The organism is Serinicoccus sp. CUA-874 (assembly GCF_001942225.1).
Taxonomy (GTDB): Bacteria; Actinomycetota; Actinomycetes; order Actinomycetales; family Dermatophilaceae; genus Ornithinicoccus; species Ornithinicoccus marinus.
Genome location: NZ_MKJZ01000022.1, coordinates 30780 through 50705 on the forward strand (window position 1 = coordinate 30780; position 19926 = coordinate 50705).

At 70.8% G+C, this 19926-nt stretch carries 15 protein-coding genes and 6 pseudogenes; 14 read left to right on the plus strand and 7 right to left on the minus strand.

Going from position 1 to position 19926, the window contains the following annotated elements:
- Window positions 1–11 precede the first annotated feature (11 nt).
- From BJF80_RS06890 to BJF80_RS18325, 13 genes and pseudogenes are all read left to right on the plus strand, one after another.
- Window positions 12–721, plus strand: a pseudogene (locus BJF80_RS06890) (hypothetical protein).
- Between the two features lie 21 nt (window positions 722–742).
- The gene (locus tag BJF80_RS06895) at window positions 743–2386 is read left to right on the plus strand and encodes a M23 family metallopeptidase (protein ID WP_075812462.1); all 1644 of its coding nucleotides are present in this window, start codon (window positions 743–745) and stop codon (window positions 2384–2386) included.
- Between the two features lie 276 nt (window positions 2387–2662).
- Complete coding sequence (locus BJF80_RS06900) at window positions 2663–2929, plus strand: DUF6112 family protein (RefSeq protein WP_075812464.1); 267 nt, start codon at window positions 2663–2665, stop codon at window positions 2927–2929.
- Between the two features lie 229 nt (window positions 2930–3158).
- Window positions 3159–3430, plus strand: a pseudogene (locus BJF80_RS06905) (DUF6112 family protein).
- Window positions 3431–3471: 41 nt separating this feature from the next.
- The gene (locus tag BJF80_RS06910; protein WP_075812466.1) at window positions 3472–4890 is read left to right on the plus strand and encodes a conjugal transfer protein TrbL; all 1419 of its coding nucleotides are present in this window, start codon (window positions 3472–3474) and stop codon (window positions 4888–4890) included.
- A gap of 5 nt (window positions 4891–4895) precedes the next feature.
- A complete protein-coding gene (locus BJF80_RS06915; RefSeq protein WP_075812468.1) occupies window positions 4896–6368 on the plus strand; it encodes an SCO6880 family protein in 1473 nt (490 codons plus the stop codon).
- Window positions 6369–6455: 87 nt separating this feature from the next.
- Window positions 6456–6812, plus strand: a pseudogene (locus tag BJF80_RS21540) (hypothetical protein); the annotation flags it as partial.
- 842 nt (window positions 6813–7654) lie between these two features.
- Window positions 7655–9142, plus strand: a complete 1488-nt coding sequence (locus BJF80_RS06930; protein WP_075812470.1) for a putative type IV secretion/conjugal transfer ATPase — start codon at window positions 7655–7657, stop codon at window positions 9140–9142.
- Entirely contained in the window at window positions 9139–9699 is a 561-nt protein-coding gene (locus BJF80_RS06935; protein WP_075812472.1) for a hypothetical protein, read from the plus strand. Before BJF80_RS06930 ends, BJF80_RS06935 begins: the two co-directional genes overlap by 4 nt.
- Window positions 9696–11467: pseudogene (locus BJF80_RS06940) on the plus strand (type IV secretory system conjugative DNA transfer family protein); the annotation flags it as partial. The gene BJF80_RS06935 and the pseudogene BJF80_RS06940, both read left to right, overlap by 4 nt.
- Window positions 11468–11562: 95 nt before the next feature.
- Window positions 11563–12042 (plus strand): hypothetical protein, encoded by a 480-nt coding sequence (locus tag BJF80_RS06945; protein WP_075812474.1) that lies wholly within the window; start codon window positions 11563–11565, stop codon window positions 12040–12042.
- Between the two features lie 14 nt (window positions 12043–12056).
- Window positions 12057–12664 (plus strand): annotated as a pseudogene (locus tag BJF80_RS06950) (hypothetical protein).
- Window positions 12661–12861 carry a hypothetical protein gene (locus BJF80_RS18325; RefSeq protein WP_143554017.1) on the plus strand — a complete coding sequence of 67 codons (201 nt, stop codon included), beginning with the start codon at window positions 12661–12663 and terminating at the stop codon, window positions 12859–12861. Before BJF80_RS06950 ends, BJF80_RS18325 begins: the two are co-directional and overlap by 4 nt.
- On the opposite strand, the gene BJF80_RS06955 is transcribed toward BJF80_RS18325, so the two are convergent.
- The 3 genes and pseudogenes from BJF80_RS06955 to BJF80_RS06965 all read right to left on the minus strand — a co-directional run bounded on the left by BJF80_RS06955 (window position 12845) and on the right by BJF80_RS06965 (window position 15820).
- Window positions 12845–14488, minus strand: coding sequence for a recombinase family protein (locus BJF80_RS06955; RefSeq protein ID WP_075812476.1), 1644 nt, complete (start codon window positions 14486–14488; stop codon window positions 12845–12847). The genes BJF80_RS18325 and BJF80_RS06955 overlap by 17 nt on opposite strands.
- Window positions 14489–14582: 94 nt before the next feature.
- Window positions 14583–15458: pseudogene (locus BJF80_RS06960) on the minus strand (ATP-binding protein); the annotation flags it as partial.
- Entirely contained in the window at window positions 15458–15820 is a 363-nt protein-coding gene (locus tag BJF80_RS06965) for a YraN family protein (protein ID WP_052327905.1), read from the minus strand. The gene BJF80_RS06965 and the pseudogene BJF80_RS06960, both read right to left, overlap by 1 nt.
- Window positions 15821–15990: 170 nt before the next feature.
- Between BJF80_RS06965 and BJF80_RS06970 the strand changes: the two genes are divergently transcribed.
- Window positions 15991–17508 (plus strand): CoA-acylating methylmalonate-semialdehyde dehydrogenase, encoded by a 1518-nt coding sequence (locus BJF80_RS06970; protein ID WP_237767476.1) that lies wholly within the window; start codon window positions 15991–15993, stop codon window positions 17506–17508.
- 26 nt (window positions 17509–17534) lie between these two features.
- On the opposite strand, the gene BJF80_RS06975 is transcribed toward BJF80_RS06970, so the two are convergent.
- The 4 genes from BJF80_RS06975 to rplS all read right to left on the minus strand — a co-directional run bounded on the left by BJF80_RS06975 (window position 17535) and on the right by rplS (window position 19876).
- Window positions 17535–17855, minus strand: coding sequence for a DUF2469 domain-containing protein (locus BJF80_RS06975; RefSeq protein ID WP_075812478.1), 321 nt, complete (start codon window positions 17853–17855; stop codon window positions 17535–17537).
- Complete coding sequence (gene rnhB / locus BJF80_RS06980) at window positions 17852–18577, minus strand: ribonuclease HII (RefSeq protein WP_237740066.1); 726 nt, start codon at window positions 18575–18577, stop codon at window positions 17852–17854. Before rnhB ends, BJF80_RS06975 begins: the two co-directional genes overlap by 4 nt.
- A complete protein-coding gene (gene lepB / locus BJF80_RS06985; protein WP_083673508.1) occupies window positions 18574–19353 on the minus strand; it encodes a signal peptidase I in 780 nt (259 codons plus the stop codon). The genes rnhB and lepB overlap by 4 nt, the downstream gene beginning before the upstream one ends.
- A gap of 121 nt (window positions 19354–19474) precedes the next feature.
- Complete coding sequence (gene rplS / locus BJF80_RS06990; RefSeq protein WP_028131226.1) at window positions 19475–19876, minus strand: 50S ribosomal protein L19; 402 nt, start codon at window positions 19874–19876, stop codon at window positions 19475–19477.
- Between the last annotated feature and the right edge of the window lie 50 nt (window positions 19877–19926).

The window sequence follows — 19926 nt, forward strand, 5'->3', positions numbered from 1 at the left end:
ACCTGTCGGGTATGAAGACTCCCTTCGCTGCGTCTGATGCTCGTGCCCGGCGCCGGCTCATCGCCCTGGTCTCTGCGCTGGTGGTGATCGTGGTGCTGGCCGGGGTCGGCGTCTACGGCCTCCTGGCCGGGCCGCCCACCAGCGATCGCAGCCCCGACCGTGGCGGCGGCACACCATCGGCTCCGGTGGTCATTGCTCCTGGCGAGCCGACGCGACCGGAACTCCGTCCGTTCCCGCCTTGCCGGAGGTCGAGGCGTCGGACGACCCAGAGACGTTCGCCCGCAACGTCGCCGAGACCTTGTTCGCGTGGGACACCGGCAGCGAGTTGATGCCCTTGGATTACAGCTCGGTGGTCCTCGCTGTGGGTGATCCTTCGGGTGCGGAGCAGGCTGGGCTCGCCTCTGATGTCGCGGCCTATCTCCCGACCAGGGAGGCCTGGCTGGAGCTGCGTCAGTACGCGACCGCGCAGCACCTGACCATCGAGGACGCCTTCGTGCCGGAGGCGTGGGACACGGCGGTGGAGCAGGCCCAACCCGGACAGCTCGCCGAAGGCACCATCGCATACACGGTCGAGGGCACCCGCCACCGCACCGGCGTCTGGAACGACGAGCAGGTGACCTCGGAGCATCCGGTGGCGTTCACGCTCTTCATCGTCTGCGCACCCACGTATGACACCTGCCATCTGCTGCGCCTGTCCCAGCTCGACAACCCCCTCCGATAGCCGCCTGGGGGTGAGTGGTTCGTGTTGAAGAAGGTCGTCGTCGCCACGCTGGTCCTGGTGTTCTTCGGACCCGTCCTGGCGTTGTTATCGGTCGGGGTCCTGATGAACCCCGCCGCCACCGCGACCGTCGCCTGCACAGTCAACAGCGGGGTCACAGTCGGAGACGTCCCCGACTCACTGACCGTGACGACCGCGAACGGTGAGACGTTCACGCTCAACCGGCAACAGCTCACCCACGCGGCGACGATCATCGAGACCGGCAGCCAAATCGACGGGGTGACCCGCGACGGGCTGGTGATCGCGTTGATGGCGGCGCTTACCGAGTCCACCCTGCGGATGCTCTCCAACACCAGCGCCTACCCCGAGTCCGCGGACTACCCCAACGACGGCGACGGCTCCGACCACGACTCCCTCGGCCTGTTCCAGATGCGCCCACAATCCGGGTGGGGCACGGTCGCCGAGCTGATGGACCCCATCTACCAGGCGCAGGCGTTCTTCGGCGGACCCACCGGACCCAACCATCCGAGCCCCAGAGGGCTGCTGGACATCCCCGGCTGGGAGCAGATGGACAAGGGCGAGGCCGCCCAAGCCGTCGAAGTGTCCGCCTACCCCGACCGGTACCGCAACTACGAGCCGGTCGCCGAGACCATCCTCACCACACTCACCACCACGACGAGCGCGGGCGCGGGCGGCGAGGTCGTACAGGTGGCCGGGCCAGAGTCCTCGCGAGTGGTGTTCCCGGTCCCGGAAGGCACCTGGGTCCTCACCTCCGAATACGGGCCACGGGTGCATCCCATCACCGGAGAGGACTCCTTCCACACCGGGACCGACTTCGCCGCCCCGGACGGCACCGCGCTCTTGGCGGCAGCGGACGGGACGGTGACGGTGGCGGAGTTCTCCGGCGGGTACGGCGGGCTCATCGTCATCGAGCACACCATCGGCGGGCAGACGGTCGCGACGGCGTATGCGCACATGTGGGAGCACGGCATCCACGTCCAAGCCGGCGACACCGTGACCGCCGGGCAGCACATCGGCGACATCGGCTCCTCCGGCAACTCGACCGGCCCGCACCTGCATTTCGAGGTCAGCCTCGGCGGCACCGATGGCGAGCACACCGACCCCGCCGCCTGGCTCAACAGCCATGACGTAGCCGACCTGCCCGAACCCGAGACCGGCACACCGGGCCAGGAGTGCGACCCCGACACCGGCGGTGCGCCTGGTGGGGCGCCGGAGCCGTTCGAGGGCGACCCGAACCAGACGGTCGACGACCCCACCAGCGGCGGGCAGATCACCGCCCGCCTGCTGCACCTGTACACCCAGACCATCGCCGCGTTCCCCGACACGAGCTGGGTCTGCTACTCACCCCGGCCCGGCACCGTCTCCGAACACCCCCTCGGCCGGGCCTGCGACGGCACCTTCGGCAACGCCATCGGCTCCCAGCCCACCCCGGCACAGCGCGAGCTCGGGTGGGAGGTCACCAACTGGATGAAGGACCACGCCGAAGCTCTGGGCGTGGAGTACCTGATCTGGGACGGCCGCATCTGGTCCATATCCCGCGACGCCGAAGGCTGGCGCCCCTACGACGGCGGCGGGATGCATGACCCCGGCGACGTCACCGGCGGCCACTACGACCACCTGCACGTCACCGTGTCTCAGAATCCGTGATTGTTCGCTTACCTCTGATGCACGAATCTTGCGTCAGAGGTAAGCGACGGGTCGGCCACCGCCCGGGTCACCGCGGCCCGCTGAGACGGCGCGGGCGATCCGAGCGAGTGCCCTGGTCGCGGCGTTCCGCAGGACCAGGCGGGCGGTCCCGGCGCAGTTGGGCCAGCGAGTCGCACCTACCGGCATGAGGGCTATTCCGGCAGTTCGATCATCGGACACCACCAGCATCGCGTCTACCCGCTGCACCCGCGAAGGGCACGCCAGTGGTGATGCGGCATGAACGTGTTCCCCGACTTCGACGGGCTCGGCGGCATCGGCGACCTGCGGGCCGTGATCGGCGCGCTGCTGACGTTCGTGCTGATCGTCGCGGTGCTGATGCTGATCGTCTCCGCGATCGTGTGGGCCATCGCCGCCGCGAACGGCAACCACGTCATGGCCGGCAAGGGCCGCACCGGCGTCCTCGTCGCCCTCGGCGCCGCCGTGCTGGCCGGCGGCGGAGTGGCATGGATGAACTGGCTTATCGCCCTCGGCGACCAACTCTGACACCCGCCCTGCGCAACCATCGCCACCGATGCCGTCTCACCCTGCCCCGGGTGCGACATCCGTCTGTCGCGGGCCTCTCGGCGGGCGGGCGCGGTGCGTGGACGTGTGCGCGCACCTGATGCGTGAACCCCGTCCGTGTTCCCCGCCTTCGCGGCGGGTCCGCATCCGTCAGGAGCCCATCGTGTTCGACCTCGCCACCGCCCTTCTCGCCGCACCCGTCGTGGTGCCGATGGACATCAACATCGACCCCAACAGTGACGGCCTGCCCGGCATCGCGCAGTTGCGCACCATCGTCGGCGCCGTCATGACGGTCGGCCTCATCCTCTCCGTCCTCGCCCTCATCATCAGCGCGATCGTGTGGGGCTTCGGCGCCAACAGCTCCAACCCCCACCTCGCGGGCAGAGCAAGATCGGCGTCCTCGTGAGCTGCGGCGCCGCCGTCATCTGCGGCGCCTCGGTGACGCTCATCAACTTCTTCTGGAACGTCGGCCAGCAGGTCTGACCCACCCACCAAACGTCTCAACTTCTGAGGAGTGATCTGCGGTGGGTGTATGCGATATCCCCCTGGTCTCGACCGTCTGCGACACCGCCGGCGAAGCCGCAGCCAGCCTGGTCTCCGCCCCGTTCGACTGGCTCGCCGGCGCGATGGGCGCCGCCGCCGGCTGGCTCTTCGAGGCCGTCTGGTCGGTGTTCGACACCACCACCCTCGTGGATGTCACCAGCGATGAGTACGTGGCGGTCTACAACATCCTGTTCGGCATCGCGATCTTCGTGATGCTGATCTTCTTCTGCCTCCAACTCATCACCGGACTCATCAGACGCGACCCCACCGCACTGTCGAGAGCGGCCCTTGGGCTCGCCAAGAGCGTGCTCGGGTCGTTCGTGGTCATCACCCTGACCGCCCTGCTGCTGGAGATCGTGGACCAGCTCTGCGTCGGGATCATCCAGGCCGCCGGGGAGACCACCGAGAGCATGGGCGACAAGATCGCCCTGCTCGCCGCCGGCCTGGTCGGAATCAACATCGCCGCACCAGGAGTCGGCGCGATCATCACCATCTTCCTCGCCGGCCTCGCCATCGCCGCTGCCGCGATCGTCTGGCTCTCACTACTGGTGCGCAAGGCGCTGCTGCTGGTGGCGATCGTGTTCGCCCCCCTCGCCTTCTCCGGGGCCTCGTGGGACGCCAGCCGGGGGTGGATCAGCAAGTGGACGATGTTCGTCATCGCCCTGATCTGCTCCAAGCTCGTCCTGGTCGTGATGTTCCTCGTCGCCATCACCCAGGTCAGCGCGCCGATCGATGGGGACCTGGCCTCGGTGGCCGACCCGATCGCGGGGATCGTGCTGATGGCGATGGCCGCGTTCGCGCCCTACCTGACGTATAAGTTCATCGCGTTCGTCGGGTTCGACATGTACCACGCCATCGGCTCCGAACAGGACGCGAAGAACGCCCTCAACCGACCCGTCCCCACCCCCTCGAAGCCGCAGGGCGGCGCGGAGCCGAAGAAGGTCCTCGACGGTGACAACGACGGCGGCGGTCCTGGAGGTGGCGGGAAGAAGCCGCCGGAGCCGAAGAACCCCGCACCCGCCTCCAGCGGCACGGCTGGCGCAGGCGGCAAGACCGCCGCCGGCAGCTCCGCAGGAGCCGGTGCCGGTGGCGGGGCCGGAGCGGGCGCTGGGGCTAGGGCGGGTGCGGCGGCTGGCCCAGCCGCCGCCGCGGTGGTGGCCGCGAAAGTCGCCAAAGACGCCGCCACCGCCGGTCCCAAGGCCGGCAAGGCTCTCGGCAATCAGGGTGACAGCGCCGCCGACTCCGCGGGCCAGACCGACACCACCCCGCCACCGGCCGCGCAGGCACCCCCGCCCTCGACTCCGGCTCCCAAGACGCCATCGGCAGGCCCCTCGGCGCCGGGTTCGCGTCCGCCGAAGCAGCCACCGCCCCCGGCGCCGAAGCCGACCGGCAAGGAGTAGCCGCCATGTCCGCGAAGCAGAACGAGCCCGCCGCGTCGTCGGGCGAGCTGGTGCCGGTGAAGTTCTCCCGCCTCACCCGCCGCGGCATCCTCCTTGGACTCTCGCTCTCGCAGCTCATCACCCTCGCCATCGGCATCCTCTCGATTGTCGGTGCCCTCTACGCCGGGGGCGGCCTCCTGCTCGCCTACACCGCCCCCGTCTGGGTGATCGCCGCCTGCCTGACGTGGATACCCGTAGCGGGGCGTCCGGCGGTGGAATGGCTGCCGGTCGCGGTCTGGTGGCTCTGGCGCACCACCGGCGGACAGCTCCTCTACCGGCGCCGAGTCGTCAAGCCCCGCCCGGTCGGGACGCTGGCACTGCCCGGCGACCAGGCGCGGCTGCGGGAGTACACCGACCCCGAAACCGAGGCTGGGATGATCCACGACCCCACCGCCGGCACGCTGACCGTGGTCTGCGAGGTCACCCACCCCGCCTTCGTGCTCCTCGACCCGGGCGAGCAGGAACGACGGGTCACGTCCTGGGGCCGCGTGCTCGCCACCGTGTGCCGGTCGGGACGCATCGCCACCTTGCAGGTGCTGGAGCGGACGCTGCCGGACTCCGGCACCGGACTCGCGGAGTGGTGGGAAGCCCACGGCACGGCGGATGACTCCTGGGCCGCACAGACATATGCGGAGCTGATCGACCGCGCCGGCCCGGCCGGGGAACGGCACGCGACCACGCTGTCGCTGGCGCTGGACATGAACGCGAGCGCGCGGCAGATCAGGACCGCCGGCGGCGGCCTGCGCGGTGCCGCCGCGGTGCTGCGACAGGAGATGAACACCCTGGTCGCCGCCCTGCGCTCGGCCGACCTGTTACCGTCCGGGTGGCTCTCGCCGGGACAGATCGCGGTGATCCTCCGCAGCGCGTATGACCCGGCGATCGCCGCCACCCTCGAACGCCACGGGCAGCTTGGCCAGTCCCTCGCCACCGCCGGCCCGGTCGCCGTCAACGAGTCCTGGGCGCGGCTGCGCACCGACTCGGCCCACCACGCGGTGCTGTGGGTCTCCGAATGGCCCCGCTCGCTGGTGTATCCGGGGTTCCTGTCCCCGGTGCTCCTCTCGACGGGGATTCAGCGGTCGTTCTCGTTGCTGTGCACGCCGATGCGCTCCGATCAGGCCGCCCGCGACATCCGCAAGAAGAAGGTCGAGCACATCTCCGACCAGGCGCAACGGGCGAAGATCGGACAGATCGAGGACGCCGCCCAGACCGCGGAGTACCACGACGTGCTACAGCAGGAAGCCGACCTCACCGCCGGCCACGGCGTGCTGCGCTACACCGGCCTGATCGCCGTCTCCGCCCCCACCGTGGAAGAACTCGACGCGGGCGTGGCGGCGATCGAGCAGGCCGCGATCCAGGCCTCCTGCGAGACCCGCCTCCTCGTCGGGCAGCAAGCCGCCGCGTTCACCGCCGCCGCGCTCCCGCTCTGCCGCCGAATCTGACCCGGCCGCCGCGCGTGGGAGCGATGGTGCACCTGACCGGTGGCCCCCGAATCGCGGGGGTACTCGCCCGCGTCCAGGGAGGCCGTCATGCCCACGTTCCACGACCCACTCGCCGATGCCGCCGAAGCATCCGAGGCGATACGCGGTCTCGCCCACGCATCCCGCGTATTCGATGGCCCGGCCGACACCTACACCGTGTTCGGCGACCTCACCGCGGCCATGCGGTCGCTGCGGCAGGTGCTCGACCAGCTCGCCGCCACCCACCTCGCCCACCGCGAACGCGCGCACCACGACGACGGCGACCACCTCGCCGGTGATCGCTCAGCCCTCGCCGCCGCGGACGAGCTGCACCAGGCCGGCACCCTGCTCGACCAGGCCCACGACCACCTCAACGCCGCGTTCTCCCACTCGGGTCGCATCGCCTGGCACCCCGCACCCGCGCAAGCCGGGCTCGACCACGACCCCGCCACGTCCACCGCGACGGCGGGGACGCTGAGACTGACGGTCTGGCCCGATGCCCCGGTGGGTGAGCACCAGCGCTACGCCTACCGCATCACGGACACCACCACCGGGCAGGAGCTGGAGGGACGGGACCTGTTCACCGGCGCCGGCCAGCCCGTCGGCCCCGACCACGCGATCCACGACCTCGCGACCTTCCTCGGCGCCGCCGGTGAAGCCCGTCAGTACGCCCTCGACCACCCCGACACCGAGCCCGAGCACGCAGGTCTGTTCCCGAGCTGGGTGGCCGAGGCCGCCCGCACCAACGCCGACGCCCTCACCGAACTCACCGAACCCGCCGAACGGACGGCTATAGCCGAAGCGTCCCGGCCTGAGCGCCGGTGGATCAACGTGGTGTTCCTGCAAGGCGAGGACGCCGACGAAGTGCTGGACCTGATCGACCGGGACGGCACCGCCGCGGGCGTCGAGCACCTGAAGGGCTGGGACTACGGGGAGGAGACCACCCAGGCAGCGCTGGAGAACGGCTACGTCTACGACGAGCCCCCGACCGGCGCACTGGACAGGGTGATCACCGGCGAAGACGGCTACACCCTCACCTACAACCCGTTCGCCGGACACGTCAGCCTCCTCCGCGAGTACGCACCAGCCTCCGACGTCCTCGAAGACGCCGTGGTGCCGGCGCGGGAGGCGATCACCGGGATCGGCGCCCCGCCCGCACCTCAGCCGGCGCAGGCGTCCGCCACGCGGCGGACGGCCCTCGGCGCGGACAAGGACTGGTTCGCCGGACCCGCCCGCACGACCGGATCGGCCGGGCGAGGGCTGTCCCTGTGACCGGCACGGAGCCCGAGCGGCTGCACACATCCGTCCTGGTCGCCCCTGCCGCCGAACGCCGCCGACTGCGCAAGCAACGCCGACAGGCCGCCGCCCGCCTCCAAGCCGAACAACGCGCAGTCGAAAAGGGGGCGGCACGGGCAAAGGCCAAAGCCGAGAAGGCTGAGCGGCGCGCGACGACCTACCTACCGGCCGCCGGCGAACCCGGCCCGGCGGCACTCAAATCGCCGGGCCGGTTCCGGCTGCCCCGCCATCAAGACACGTCCGCGACGCTGGCCGGGGCGTATCCGTTCGTCGCCGAAGGCGGCCTCGGCTCCGATGGCGTGTTCGTCGGGCAAGACCTCTACTCCGGCGGATCGTTCGTCTACGACCCCTGGGTGCTCTACGCGCGCGGGATCATCACCGCACCCAACATCGTGCTGGCCGGCATCGTTGGCTCCGGCAAGTCCTCACTCGCCAAGTCCCTCTACACCCGCTCGTTGCCGTTCGGGCGCCGCGTCTACGTGCCCGGCGACCCGAAGGGCGAGCACACCGGCGTCGCCGAAGCGGTCGGCGGGCGGGCCATCGTGCTGGGCCACGGCCTCCACACCCGCCTCAACCCGCTCGATGAAGGCCACCGGCCCTCCGGTCTCTCGGATGAACAGTGGGCCTCCACGGTCGCCTCCCGGCGTCGTGACCTGATCGGCGCCCTCGCCGAGACCGTGCTCGCGCGGGGGTTGACGCCGCTGGAGCACACCGCGATCGACCTCGCCCTGACCGCCACCGTTGCCGAGAACACCGTGCCGATCCTGCCGATGGTCGTCGACCACATCCTCAGCCCGACCGATGCTCCGGATGGTCGCCTGGCGGAGGACGGCCGGCTCGTCGGTCACGCCCTACGCCGCCTCGTCGCCGGGGACCTCGGCGGCCTATTTGACGGCCCGAGCACCGTCGCCTTCGACCCGTCGCTGCCGATGATCTCCCTCGACCTGTCGCGCGTCACCGAGAACTCCACCCTCATCAGCGTCCTGATGACGTGCTCCAGCGCGTGGATAGAATCGGCGCTGCTGGACCCCAATGGTGGGCAGCGGTGGGTGATCTACGACGAAGCATGGCGCCTCATGTCCCACCCCGCCCTGCTACGGCGGATGGACGCGCACTGGAGGCTGGCACGGCACTACGGGATCGCGAACATGCTGATCTTCCACAAGCTCACCGACCTCGACAACGTGGGCGACCAAGGCTCGGCCATGCGCTCCCTCGCCAACAGCCTGCTCGCGAACGCCGAGACCCGGATCGTCTACCGGCAAGAGTCCGACCAGCTCGGCCCGACCGCGAAGGCCCTCGGGCTGACCGGTACCGAGCAGAAGCTCCTCCCCACCCTCGGGGTCGGACAGGGGCTGTGGAAGATCAAGTCCAGGAGTTTCATTTCGCAACACCAACTCCATCCCGTCGAGCTGGACCTGTTCCGGACCGATGCCCGCTACCTGGGCGGTCAGTCATGAGTGGCCGCAACCCGCTGCACCACACCTCGTCCCAGCAGCCCGACGAGACACCGGTGGTGCTGCCCCACGTCGTCATCATCGTCACCGAGAACAGCACCCTGGACGTCACCGTCGACGGCACGCCGTTCCCGCCCCCTGCCGCGGGTTCGGAGTGGACACGTGGCACCTTCGGGCTGCTGCTGGACGCGGTGACCAAGGACCGCACCATCGCGGTGCGGATCGAGGTCCGTGAGGTCGACGGGACCGTGTTCACCGACCTCATCCACACCCGCCGACGCCCCGCCTCCGAAGCAGACAGCACCGCGGCACCGACGCGCCGTGGCCGGCGTGCCCGCCAGCAGCAGCCGCCGGTGCTGGTTGAGGTCACCGGGGACGGGTTCGTGCCCGGCGAGGACATCGCCGTCGCCGTCATCGTCGCCCACACTGACGCCACCGGCACCGGCGCCGCCCGCGCTCTCCTCGACCAACGCCAGCTCGACGCCTTGGCCGAGAGCCCGCACGAGGTGGTGCTGTATGGGCGCATCTCCGGCACCACTGTGGTCAGGCGGGTACCGTGAGCAGCCCGCAGGGTCGTCAGACCGGCTCGTTCGGGGACGAGTTGACCAACGCCGCCCTCATCGCCCTCGTCGGGATGTTCGGCGTCGCGCTCGTCCTGCGCGCCGCCGGCAGCGTGGCGGCGTTCCTCACCGGCACCGCCCAACCCGCCGCGGGACCGGCGTCCGGGCTCGGAGTGCTGTTCAACCCCGGCGACCCCGCCGTCGCTCTCGACGCCGCCGCCGGGCTGAACCCGGTCGTCTACTGGATCGTCACCGCCGTCCTGCTCGCCGGCCTCTCGGTCGGTGGCGGGTGGGTGTGGGTGCGGCTGCGCCGCCACACCCGCAAGACCGAGACCGACCCCCGCCGCCTCGCCGGCACCGCCACCGGGCACGAAGTCAGCCAGACCGCCTCCGGGAAGGCACTGCTGCGCCGCGCCAGCACACTCCGCCCCTCCCTGGAGGCTCCCGCACCGGCGGATGTGGGCTACCTGCTTGGCACCAGCCTCGGCAAACAGGTCTGGGCATCGGTCGAGGACTCGATCCTGCTGCTCGGCCCACCCCGCTCCGGCAAAGGGCTCCACGTGGTGATCAACGCCATCTTGGACGCGCCCGGTGCCGTCGTCACCACCTCGACGCGACCGGACAACCTCACCGCCACCCTCCGCGCCCGCCAGCGCTACGGCCGACCGGTGGGGGTGTTCGATCCCCAGCACCTCGCCGAAGGCGTCCCCGCCGGACTGCGATGGTCCCCGGTCCGCGGCTGCGAGGACCCGCTGACGGCGATGGTCCGCGCCACGGGCCTCGCCTCAGCCACCGGGCTCAGCAGTGGCGGTGTGGAGTCCGGCGGGTTCTGGGAAGGCAAGACACGCACCGCCCTCCAAGCGCTGCTGCACGCCGCCGCCCTGGACGGCCGGCCACCGGCCGAACTGTTCCGGTGGACCCTGGACCCCTCCATCGCCGCCGAAGCCGTCGCCGTCCTCACCAACCACCCGAACGCAGCGACCGGATGGGCGGACTCGCTCGGGGCGATGATCGACTCCGACCCCAAGACCCGAGACTCCATCTGGCAAGGCGTCTCCCTCGCCCTCTCCGCCCTGGCTGACCCGCGCGTCCTGGACGCCGTCACCCCACGAGCGGGTGAGGACTTCGACCCCGAAGCCTTCCTCACCCAACGCGGCACGCTGTATCTGCTCGCGACCGGTGCGGGGGCCGGAGCGTCCGCGGCCCTGGTGGCGGCGTTCGTGGAAGACCTCGTGGAAGCCGCCCGCCGCCTCGCCGCCCGCTCACCCGCGCCCGGCTCGACCCACCACTGCTGCTCGCGCTGGATGAGATCGGCAACCTCTCACCGTTGCCCTCGCTGCCGACACTGATGGCCGAGGGCGGCGGCACCGGTATCACCTGCCTCGCCGTCTTGCAGTCACTGGCACAGGCACGGGAGAAGTGGGGCGACAACGCCGCCGGCGCCATCTGGGACGCGAGCATCGTCAAGATCATCCTCGGCGGCGCCTCCAACTCCCGAGACCTCCAAGACCTGTCCTCCCTCATCGGCGAACGCGACGAGTACACCGACTCCGTGACCCTGGGCGATCACGGCACGAGATCGAACCAACGCTCCATCAGGAGAGTGCCGATCCTGCCGCCCGACCGCATCCGCACCCTGCCCTTCGGCACCGGCATCACCCTCCTCCGTAGTGCGCCGCCGATCGTGACCGACCTGCGCGCCTGGCCCACCCGCCCCGACGCCGCCCAGCTCGGCAAGGACCGCTCGGCCATCGAGGCACTGCTGCGCGCCCGGCGGCGACCTGACGCACGGGGAGCCGGTCGTGCACCTGCCTGGTGTAGCCGCGCACCGTTGACGCGGCCTGACACGGGCAGGAGCACAGCATGTCGATCAACTCGCGACCCTCGATCCGGGGGTTCATCGCCAAAGATCCCCGCGAGCTGGAGACCCAGGACGGCGCCCTGTACGTGAAGGTGCGGTTCGGGCAGGAACGCAAGCACCGCGAGGAAGACGGCTCGTTCACCGACCTCGGCAAGACCTACGACACCTTCGTCGCCTACGACGACAACGTGCAGCGAATCATGGACAACTACGTCCCCGGCGACCGGTTCATCGCCCAGGGCTATGTCCGCAAGTTCCCCAAGGCCGACACCGGCATGGAAGGGGAGGTCTTCGTCGTCACCGGCATCGGTCACGACACCGCCTACACCCGCTACGACGTGGACCGCAGCGCCCGCCGCACCGGCCCCGAACAGACCGCCCCCGAGCACACCACACCGGCACGCACCGCCGAGCGGGACGCAGCGGCGTTCAACCCGCCCGACCGCCGGCCAGCCAGCACCGCGCCAGCGATCAGCATGTGAGGGGCGGCAGACCGATGAACGAACACACTCCCCACCCCGAACACCTGGACGACCCCGACGAACTGAACGAGTTGAACGAGTTGGACGAGTTGGACGAGCTGGACGAAGACAACCTCGTCCCGGACGACGACCCGCTGGTTGCCGAGCCTCCGCACCCGATCAACTGGAACCTGCTCACCGCCGCCGACGCCGAGGTCGAATGGTTCGAGCTGAACCGGTGGGTCCGATGGCTGCGCACCACCTACGGACTGCCCGCCAGCGTGATCCCACCGTTCTGGCACCACCACCCCGAGCTGGTCTGGGAACTGTCCGCACTGCACCTGCACTGGCTGTGCGCCTACGACCCCGACATGAGCGGCAGCGCCCCGCTCGGCTGGCACCGCGACTTCGCCGACGCCCGCAACCGGCTACGCGAATGGGTCGCCGCCTCCGGCACCCGCCTCGACCGAGACCGGCCCACCCGCCAGACCACCTGGCCCGGCGAGACCCCGCCCCGCCGGTCGAAGACGTCATCATCGCCGACCGCGAAAGCGAGTTCGTGGACTTCATGATCGCCGACGTCGAGCGACGCCGGCAAGCCGAGGAGGAGTTCTTCGCCGCGATCGCCGGAGAGGAACCGTGAGCACCGATACGACCTGCCCACCTCCGGCTGAGGTGGGCCAGGTCGTCGCCGAGCCCGCCCATGCGGCTTTCGCCGCCGGGTGGCGGGCCGGGACGCTCCGGCGCGACACCCAACCGGCCTCGCAGGACGTGATCGAGCAGATCGCGACGATGCTCGATGCCGCCAGCGTGGCCGACGCTCTCACTCGACCGGAGTGATCCTCAACCGCTCCTCGGTCGGTGCCGTGCCCGGCAGCGCGTCGATCCGGTGGATCATCCGCCGCAGATAGGCGCGCTTCTCGGTGATCGTCCTCTCCTTCCACGACGCGATCAACGCTGGGCCGTCCTCGATCGGGAACTCATCCAGCTCCATCGCATCCAACCGTCGCTGGAGACCATCGACACGTCGCTGCGCTTCAGCGATCAGCGACAGCAGCACCGTCACCATCGCACCCCGATACTCCCCGGTGCCCTGCTTGGACAGCAGCGCGTCACGCTCGGCCCTGGCCTCATCGAGCTGGGACAGCACCTCGTTGATGCCCACGTCAGCCCGAGCGGCACGCCGTCGGGCACGCACGGCAGCCAGCGCATCATCGGTGATCTGGGCGAAGAACCAGCCCAGCACGAATGCCTCGCCCTTGACCGCATCGATCGTGCATCCACCCGAGCAGTTCCCCGGGCCTCGGACCTTGTTGGCTTGGCAGCGGTATGCGAACGCCGGCACCCGCTCGCCAGAGGCGCGCTTGCGGTACTTCTGATGCCCATACAGGCGCTCCCCGCACTGGCAATGCAGCAGCCCGGTCAGCAGCCACTCGTGCGAGCCCCACGGTCGCCTGGTTCGCGAGGTCTTCGCTTCCTCCAACAGCCGGCGCACCCGCAACCAGGTCGCCCGATCACAGACCGGCTCCTGAGCGATCACCGGCTCGCCCGAAGCGTCCCGGGCGATGTGGTCCAGCAGGTCGAGCTTCACACCGCGCTGGTGCTCGGGCACCTGCCGCATCCGGTAGCCGATCATCCGGGGCGAGACCAGCGACCGGTACACCGTCGCCTCATACACCGGCCCGCCCGCGGCAGCGGTGATCCCGTACTGGTCGCTCCAGTAGCGGGCGATCTGAGCCAGGCTTTTGCCCGCCAGCACCATGTCCACCGCGTCTTTCAACGCCGGATGCTCAACCGGATGTGGCACCAGTCGCACGCCGGAACGTCCGAACTCATCGACCACACGCGGGCCAGCCATCCACCCCAGCGGCGGCGTGCCGCCATGATGGAATCCGGCCTCGGCCAGGTGCCGCTTCGACGCCAACTGCCGCTCGCTCATCGAATCGGTCTCAACCTCCGCGAGCAGTGCCTTGATCCCGGTCACCAGCTTCGCCCCCGCGGTCGCAGTGTTCAGCTCATCGGCGCTGTCCTGATGTGAGACCAGATACACCCCTGAGCGTTGGCACTGCCCGATCCACTCGATGCACTTCGCCGCGATCCGGTTCGTGCGATCCAACTTCCAGAACGCCACCGCCGGAACCGTCCCCGCCTGGATGTCCTGGTTCAACTGACGCCACCCCTTGCGGCTCTTCGCCGCAGAAGCGCTCGCTGAGTCGTTGTCGATGTACTCACCCATCACCGTCCACCCACCCTCGGTGGCGAGCTTGCGGGTCAGATCAAGACGCTGACGCTCGATCGCATCCGCCTTGTCCTTGTGATACTTCGACAGCCGCAGATACAGATAGATCGGCCGCGTGTCCCCGGCCGGCATGTTCGGCCCCGTCTGATTGAACGCCGGGTAGACCACCGCCCGCGTCGCCCGACCCGGCCGCGCGTTCGCGCCAGGCTGCTTCGTCCTCGTCGTCATCAGTGACCTCCTTCGATAAGGAGGTGCACTTTCCATTGCTTGCCTCGTCCATGAAGAGCACGCCGTGGTGGGCGCGCGAGACCGCCCCCGGGTGCACGGCGCGCGAGCCGCCACCGATGACTGCCGCGGTCGAGGCGGTGTGGTGGGGTGCGACGAAGGGCGGCTCGGACACGAGCCGGTCGTCCACGGCCAGGGCGCCGAGCACGGAGTGGATGGCGGTGACGGCGAGCGCGTCCGGACCCTCCAACGGGGGCAGGAGGCCGGGGAGCCGCTCGGCCAGCATCGTCTTGCCCGCCCCCGGCGGGCCGACGAGGAGCAGGTGGTGCCCGCCCGCGGCCGCGATCTCCAGGGCCTGCCGTGCGACGGCCTGGCCCACGACGTCACCCAGGTCGGGCACGGCCTGCACCGCGCGGGGCGTGGCCGGCGGCATCGGGAGGTCCACCTGGCCGCCCTCGGCCCGCGCCCGGAAGAAGGAGCGGACCTCCCCCAGCGTCCGCACCGGGTGGACCTGGACACCACGCACCAGCGCGGCCTCCCGGGCGGCGTCAGCGGCGACGAGGACGTCTGTGACACCACCGTCGGCCGCCGCGACGACCATCGGCAGCACCCCCGGGACCGGCCGGACGTCGCCGGCCAGGCCGACCTCGCCGATCTGGGCCACCCCGGCGACGGCGGTGGCCGGCACGTGGTCCTCGGCCGCCATCATCGCCACGGCGATCGCCAGGTCCAACCCGCTGCCGGTCTTGGGCACCCCCGCCGGCGAGAGGTTGATCGTCCAGCGCCGCGGCGGGATCGACATGCCGCAGTTGCGCAGGGCCGGGCGCACCCGGTCCGGGGCCTGCCGGCACGCGTTGTCCGCCAGCCCGGTCATCACCGTCGCCGGCAGGCCGTCCGCCCCCTGCGCCTCCACGGTGACCAGGCGTCCCTCGACTCCGCTCAGGGTGACCGCGTGGGTCCGGGCCAGGCCCATCAGGCCACCGCCCGCAGGTGGGTCAGGACCGGCTCGTCGTCGTGCGGCCGCAGCACGCCCACGACGTCGATGCGGAAGGCGGCGCCCCGCCGGTCGTGAGCCTCCAGCCAGGCCCACGCCAGTGTCCGCAGGCGCCGCGCCTTGTCCGCACCCACCGCCTCCACGGGCTCACCGAAGCGCACCGACCGGCGCGTCTTCACCTCGCAGAAGACCAGGGTGCGCCCGTCCTCGGCGACGACGTCCAGCTCGCCCTCCGGACACCGCCAGTTGCGGTCGACCACCTGCCAGCCGAGCGACTCCAGGTGCGCGCAGGCGAGGTCCTCCCCCCGGTCACCGACCGCCCGGGCCCGCGCCCAGGGCATACCTGCTGCCATGTCCTCCCCCTCTCGGCGGACGCGTCGCGCGCCCGCTTCGGACCAGCAGACGACGCGTCGGCGTCGACCTCAAGAGGCCGGCGCCGATCTGTGGAGAAGGTCAGCGGCCGTCGAGGGGTGTGGACGACCCCCGGCCCGGAGGGAGCATCATGGGCCGTATGCAGACCGACGACGCTCCCGACCTGCCCCTCGTCGCGCACTGGATCGGCGGCGTCGAGACGCCGGGAACCGACCCGCGCACGGCGCCGGTCTACGACCCGGCGCGCGGGACCGAGAGCGCGCGGGTCGCCCTGGCGGGCCCGGCCGAGGTCGAGGCCGCGGTGGTGGCCGCGAGCGCCGCCTTCCCCGGGTGGCGGGACACCTCTCTCGCCCAGCGCCAGGCCGTGCTCTTCCGCTTCCGGGAGCTGCTGCACGAGCGCAAGGACGAGCTGGCGACGATCATCACCGCTGAGCACGGCAAGGTCCTTGCGGACGCGCTCGGGGAGATCCAGCGCGGGCTCGAGGTCGTCGAGCTCGCCACCGGGTTCCCGCACCTCGTCAAGGGCGCGTTCTCGGAGAACGTCTCCACCGGGATCGACGTCTACTCCCTCAAGCAGCCGCTCGGCGTGGTCGCGGTCATCTCACCGTTCAACTTCCCAGCGATGGTGCCGCTGTGGTTCTTCCCGGTTGCGATCGCCGCCGGCAACGCCGTCGTCCTCAAGCCCAGCGAGAAGGACCCCTCGGCCGCGGTGTGGATGGCCCGGTTGTGGCAGGAGGCGGGCCTGCCGGACGGCGTCTTCAGCGTGCTCCACGGCGACCAGGAGGCGGTCGACGGCCTGCTGGCCCACCCCGACGTCGCCTCGCTCTCCTTCGTCGGGTCCACCCCCGTCGCGCAGCACGTCTACGAGACCGGTGCCCGGCACGGCAAGCGGGTCCAGGCGCTGGGCGGTGCCAAGAACCACATGCTCGTGCTGCCCGACGCCGACCTGGACCTCGTCGCGGACTCGGCGGTCAACGCCGGCTACGGCTCGGCCGGCGAGCGCTGCATGGCCATCTCTGTCGTGCTGGCGGTGGAGCCGGTCGCCGACGAGCTGATCGAGCGCCTCACCGAGCGCATCGGGCGGCTCCGCGTGGGTGACGGGCGCCGCGATCCCGACATGGGGCCGCTCGTGACACGCGAGCACCGCGACCGTGTCGCCTCCTACATCGACATCGCGGCGACGGACGGCGCCGACGTCGTCGTGGACGGGCGCGAGGTCACTCCGGACGGCGACCCCGGCGGCTTCTGGCTGGGCCCGACGCTGCTCGACCGCGTGCCCACGAGCAGCCGTGCCTACACCGAGGAGATCTTCGGACCGGTCCTGTCCGTGGTCCGTGTCGCGTCCTACGAGGACGGGGTGGAGCTCATCAACTCCGGCACCTTCGGCAACGGCACCGCGATCTTCACCCGTGACGGCGGCGCCGCGCGCCGCTTCCAGCACGAGATCCAGGTCGGCATGATCGGCATCAACGTGCCGATCCCGGTGCCGGTCGCCTACTACTCCTTCGGCGGGTGGAAGTCCTCGCTGTTCGGCGATGCCAAGGCCTACGGGGTCCGGGCCTTCGACTTCTTCACCCGGGAGAAGGCCGTCACGGCCCGCTGGCCGGACCCCGCCACGCACGGCGGCATCGACCTCGGCTTCCCGCGCCACGACTGATTCACCGGGGTCGGGCGACGGCCGCCTCAGCCGTGGTCCGTGAGCCCCTTGACGTCCAGGTCGGACTTGGCCAGCTCCTCGACGTTGACGTCCTTGAAGGTGATGACGCGCGCCTTCTTCACGAAGCGCGCGGGCCGGTAGACGTCCCACACCCAGGCGTCGGTCAGCGTGACCTCGAACCACGTCTCGCCGGCCCCGGCCCGCACCTGCACGTCGACCTCGTTGGCGAGGTAGAACCGGCGCTCGGTCTCCACGACGTGGGTGAACAGCCCGACGACGTCGCGGTACTCGCGGTAGAGCGCCAGCTCGGCCTCGGTCTCGTACTTCTCCAGGTCCTCCGCGCTCACTCCGTCATCCCTTCCTCGCGCCCCACGACCGTACCCGCCGCGGCGATGTTCCAGCTGCGCCGGTGCCACGCGCACGGACCGAGACGGCGCAGCGCCTCCTGGTGCTCCGGCGCGGCATACCCCTTGTTGTGCTCCCAGAGGTAGGCCTCGTGCCCTTCCTCGCGCGCGGCCTGCACCATGAGCCCGTCGCGCTCCACCTTGGCCAGGACGGAGGCGGCGGCGACCGAGGAGCAGCGCAGGTCGGCCTTGATCATCGTGCGGACCGGCGGCGGTGCGGCTCCGTCGACGAGCCCGAGCAGACCCACCCGCTCGGGGTCGGTGAGCCAGTCGTGGTTGCCGTCGAGCAGCACCAGGTCGGGTCGCAGTCCCCCGAGCTGTGCGAGGGCGCGCTCCCCGGCCAGGCGCAGGGCCGCCATGATGCCGATCGCGTCGATCTCCGAGGGCCAGGCATGACCGACCCCGTGCCCGTGCGCCCAGCGGCGGATCCGCGGGACCAGCCCCTCGCGCGCGGCCGGGGTCAGCAGCTTGGAGTCCTTGACCCCCTGCGGGGCGCTGCGGCAGGTCGCACCGATGGCGACGACGCCTACGCTGACCGGCCCGGCCAGGGCCCCGCGCCCCACCTCGTCCATCCCGACCAACAGCTCGTAGCCCTCCCGCTGCAGGGTGCGCTCCACCCGCAGGCTCGGTCGGCGGCTCGCTGGTCGGCGGGTCGTGGTGGTCACGGTGCGTCCGGGACGTCGGCGTAGGTCTCGGGCACGCCGAACCAGTCGAAGTGGTCGAAGGGGTAGAGGAGCACGACCGCCTGGCCGACGACGTCGTCGAGCGGGACCGACCCCTGCTCCCCGGTGCCGTCGTCGTTGGCCCGCGAGTCGCGGGAGTTGGAGCGGTGGTCGCCCATGAGCCAGATGTGGTCCTCGGGCACGGTGATCTCGAAGTCGCTCGTGCTCGGCTGGTCCGAGGGGTAGAGGTAGTCCTCCTCCAGCGGCTCCCCGTTGACGCTCAACCTGCCGTCCTCGTCGCAGCAGGCGACGGTGTCCCCCGGCATTCCGACGACCCGCTTGATGAGGTGGTTGCCCTGCGAGGAGGGTGCCACGCCGACGAACTCCAGCGCCCGCAGGGTCCCGTTGAGGAGCGGGCCGCGGTCGACCCGCTCGACCGGTGGCAGCCAGCCCCCCGGGTCCTCGAAGACGACGATGTCCCCCCGGTCCACCCCGAGCGAGCCGACCTGGAGCTTGCTGACCATGACCCGGTCGCCGTAGACCAGCGTGTTCTCCATGCTGCCGGAGGGGATCCAGAAGGCCTGCGCCAGGAAGGTCTTGATGAGGAAGGAGATCACGAGGGCGGTCGCGGCGATGGCCGCGATCTCCCGCACCGCGGCGAGGAAGCCGCCCCGCCGCCGGGGCTCCTGCCCCTGCCCCTCCTCGCGCTCCGGGGCGGGCCGGGGCCCGAGGTCGTCGGACCCGCCCTCCGCCCGGGTGTCCCGCGTGGGGTCGCTCACCTGCTGCCGTCCTTGCGTCGTCCTGAAGTCGTCCCGACCCTAACCCGGGAGCCTGGTAACAGACCGATCCCCCGCCGGGGGCCGGCGAGGGATCGGGTGGTTCTGCGGCCCGAGCCGGTGCTCAGTCCTGCTGGGCCGGTGCCTGAGCGGCGGGCGCGCCGCCCTTCATCGCGGGGACGCTGTCGCGGCGCTCGCGGATCTTGGCCGCCTTGCCGCGCAGGTCGCGCAGGTAGTAGAGCTTGGCGCGGCGCACGTCGCCGCGGCTCACGACCTCGATCTTCTCGATGTTCGGGGAGTGCAGCGGGAAGGTCCGCTCCACGCCGACGCCGAAGGACACCTTGCGGACGGTGTAGGTCTCGCCGAGGCCACCGCCGTGACGGCGGATGACGACGCCCTTGAAGACCTGGACACGGGAGCGGTTGCCCTCGATGACCTTCACGTGGACGTCGACGGTGTCGCCGGCGCGGAAGTCGGGGATGTCGCTCCGCAGGCTGGCGGCGTCGAGATCGTCGAGCTTGTGCATGGTTGTCTCCTGCTCGCAGGTGCCACAGGTCACCCGCGGCGATCGGTGCT

What these genes read in the sequence shown, in the direction of transcription:
- BJF80_RS06970 (WP_237767476.1), top strand. Translation starts at nt 15,991, where the DNA reads ATGCAGACCGACGACGCTCCCGACCTGCCCCTCGTCGCGCACTGGATC.
- BJF80_RS06915 (WP_075812468.1), top strand. Translation starts at nt 4,896, where the DNA reads ATGTCCGCGAAGCAGAACGAGCCCGCCGCGTCGTCGGGCGAGCTGGTG.
- BJF80_RS06955 (WP_075812476.1), bottom strand. Translation starts at nt 14,488, where the DNA reads ATGACGACGAGGACGAAGCAGCCTGGCGCGAACGCGCGGCCGGGTCGG.
- BJF80_RS06900 (WP_075812464.1), top strand. Translation starts at nt 2,663, where the DNA reads ATGAACGTGTTCCCCGACTTCGACGGGCTCGGCGGCATCGGCGACCTG.
- rplS (WP_028131226.1), bottom strand. Translation starts at nt 19,876, where the DNA reads ATGCACAAGCTCGACGATCTCGACGCCGCCAGCCTGCGGAGCGACATC.
- BJF80_RS06935 (WP_075812472.1), top strand. Translation starts at nt 9,139, where the DNA reads ATGAGTGGCCGCAACCCGCTGCACCACACCTCGTCCCAGCAGCCCGAC.
- BJF80_RS06965 (WP_052327905.1), bottom strand. Translation starts at nt 15,820, where the DNA reads ATGCCCTGGGCGCGGGCCCGGGCGGTCGGTGACCGGGGGGAGGACCTC.
- BJF80_RS06945 (WP_075812474.1), top strand. Translation starts at nt 11,563, where the DNA reads ATGTCGATCAACTCGCGACCCTCGATCCGGGGGTTCATCGCCAAAGAT.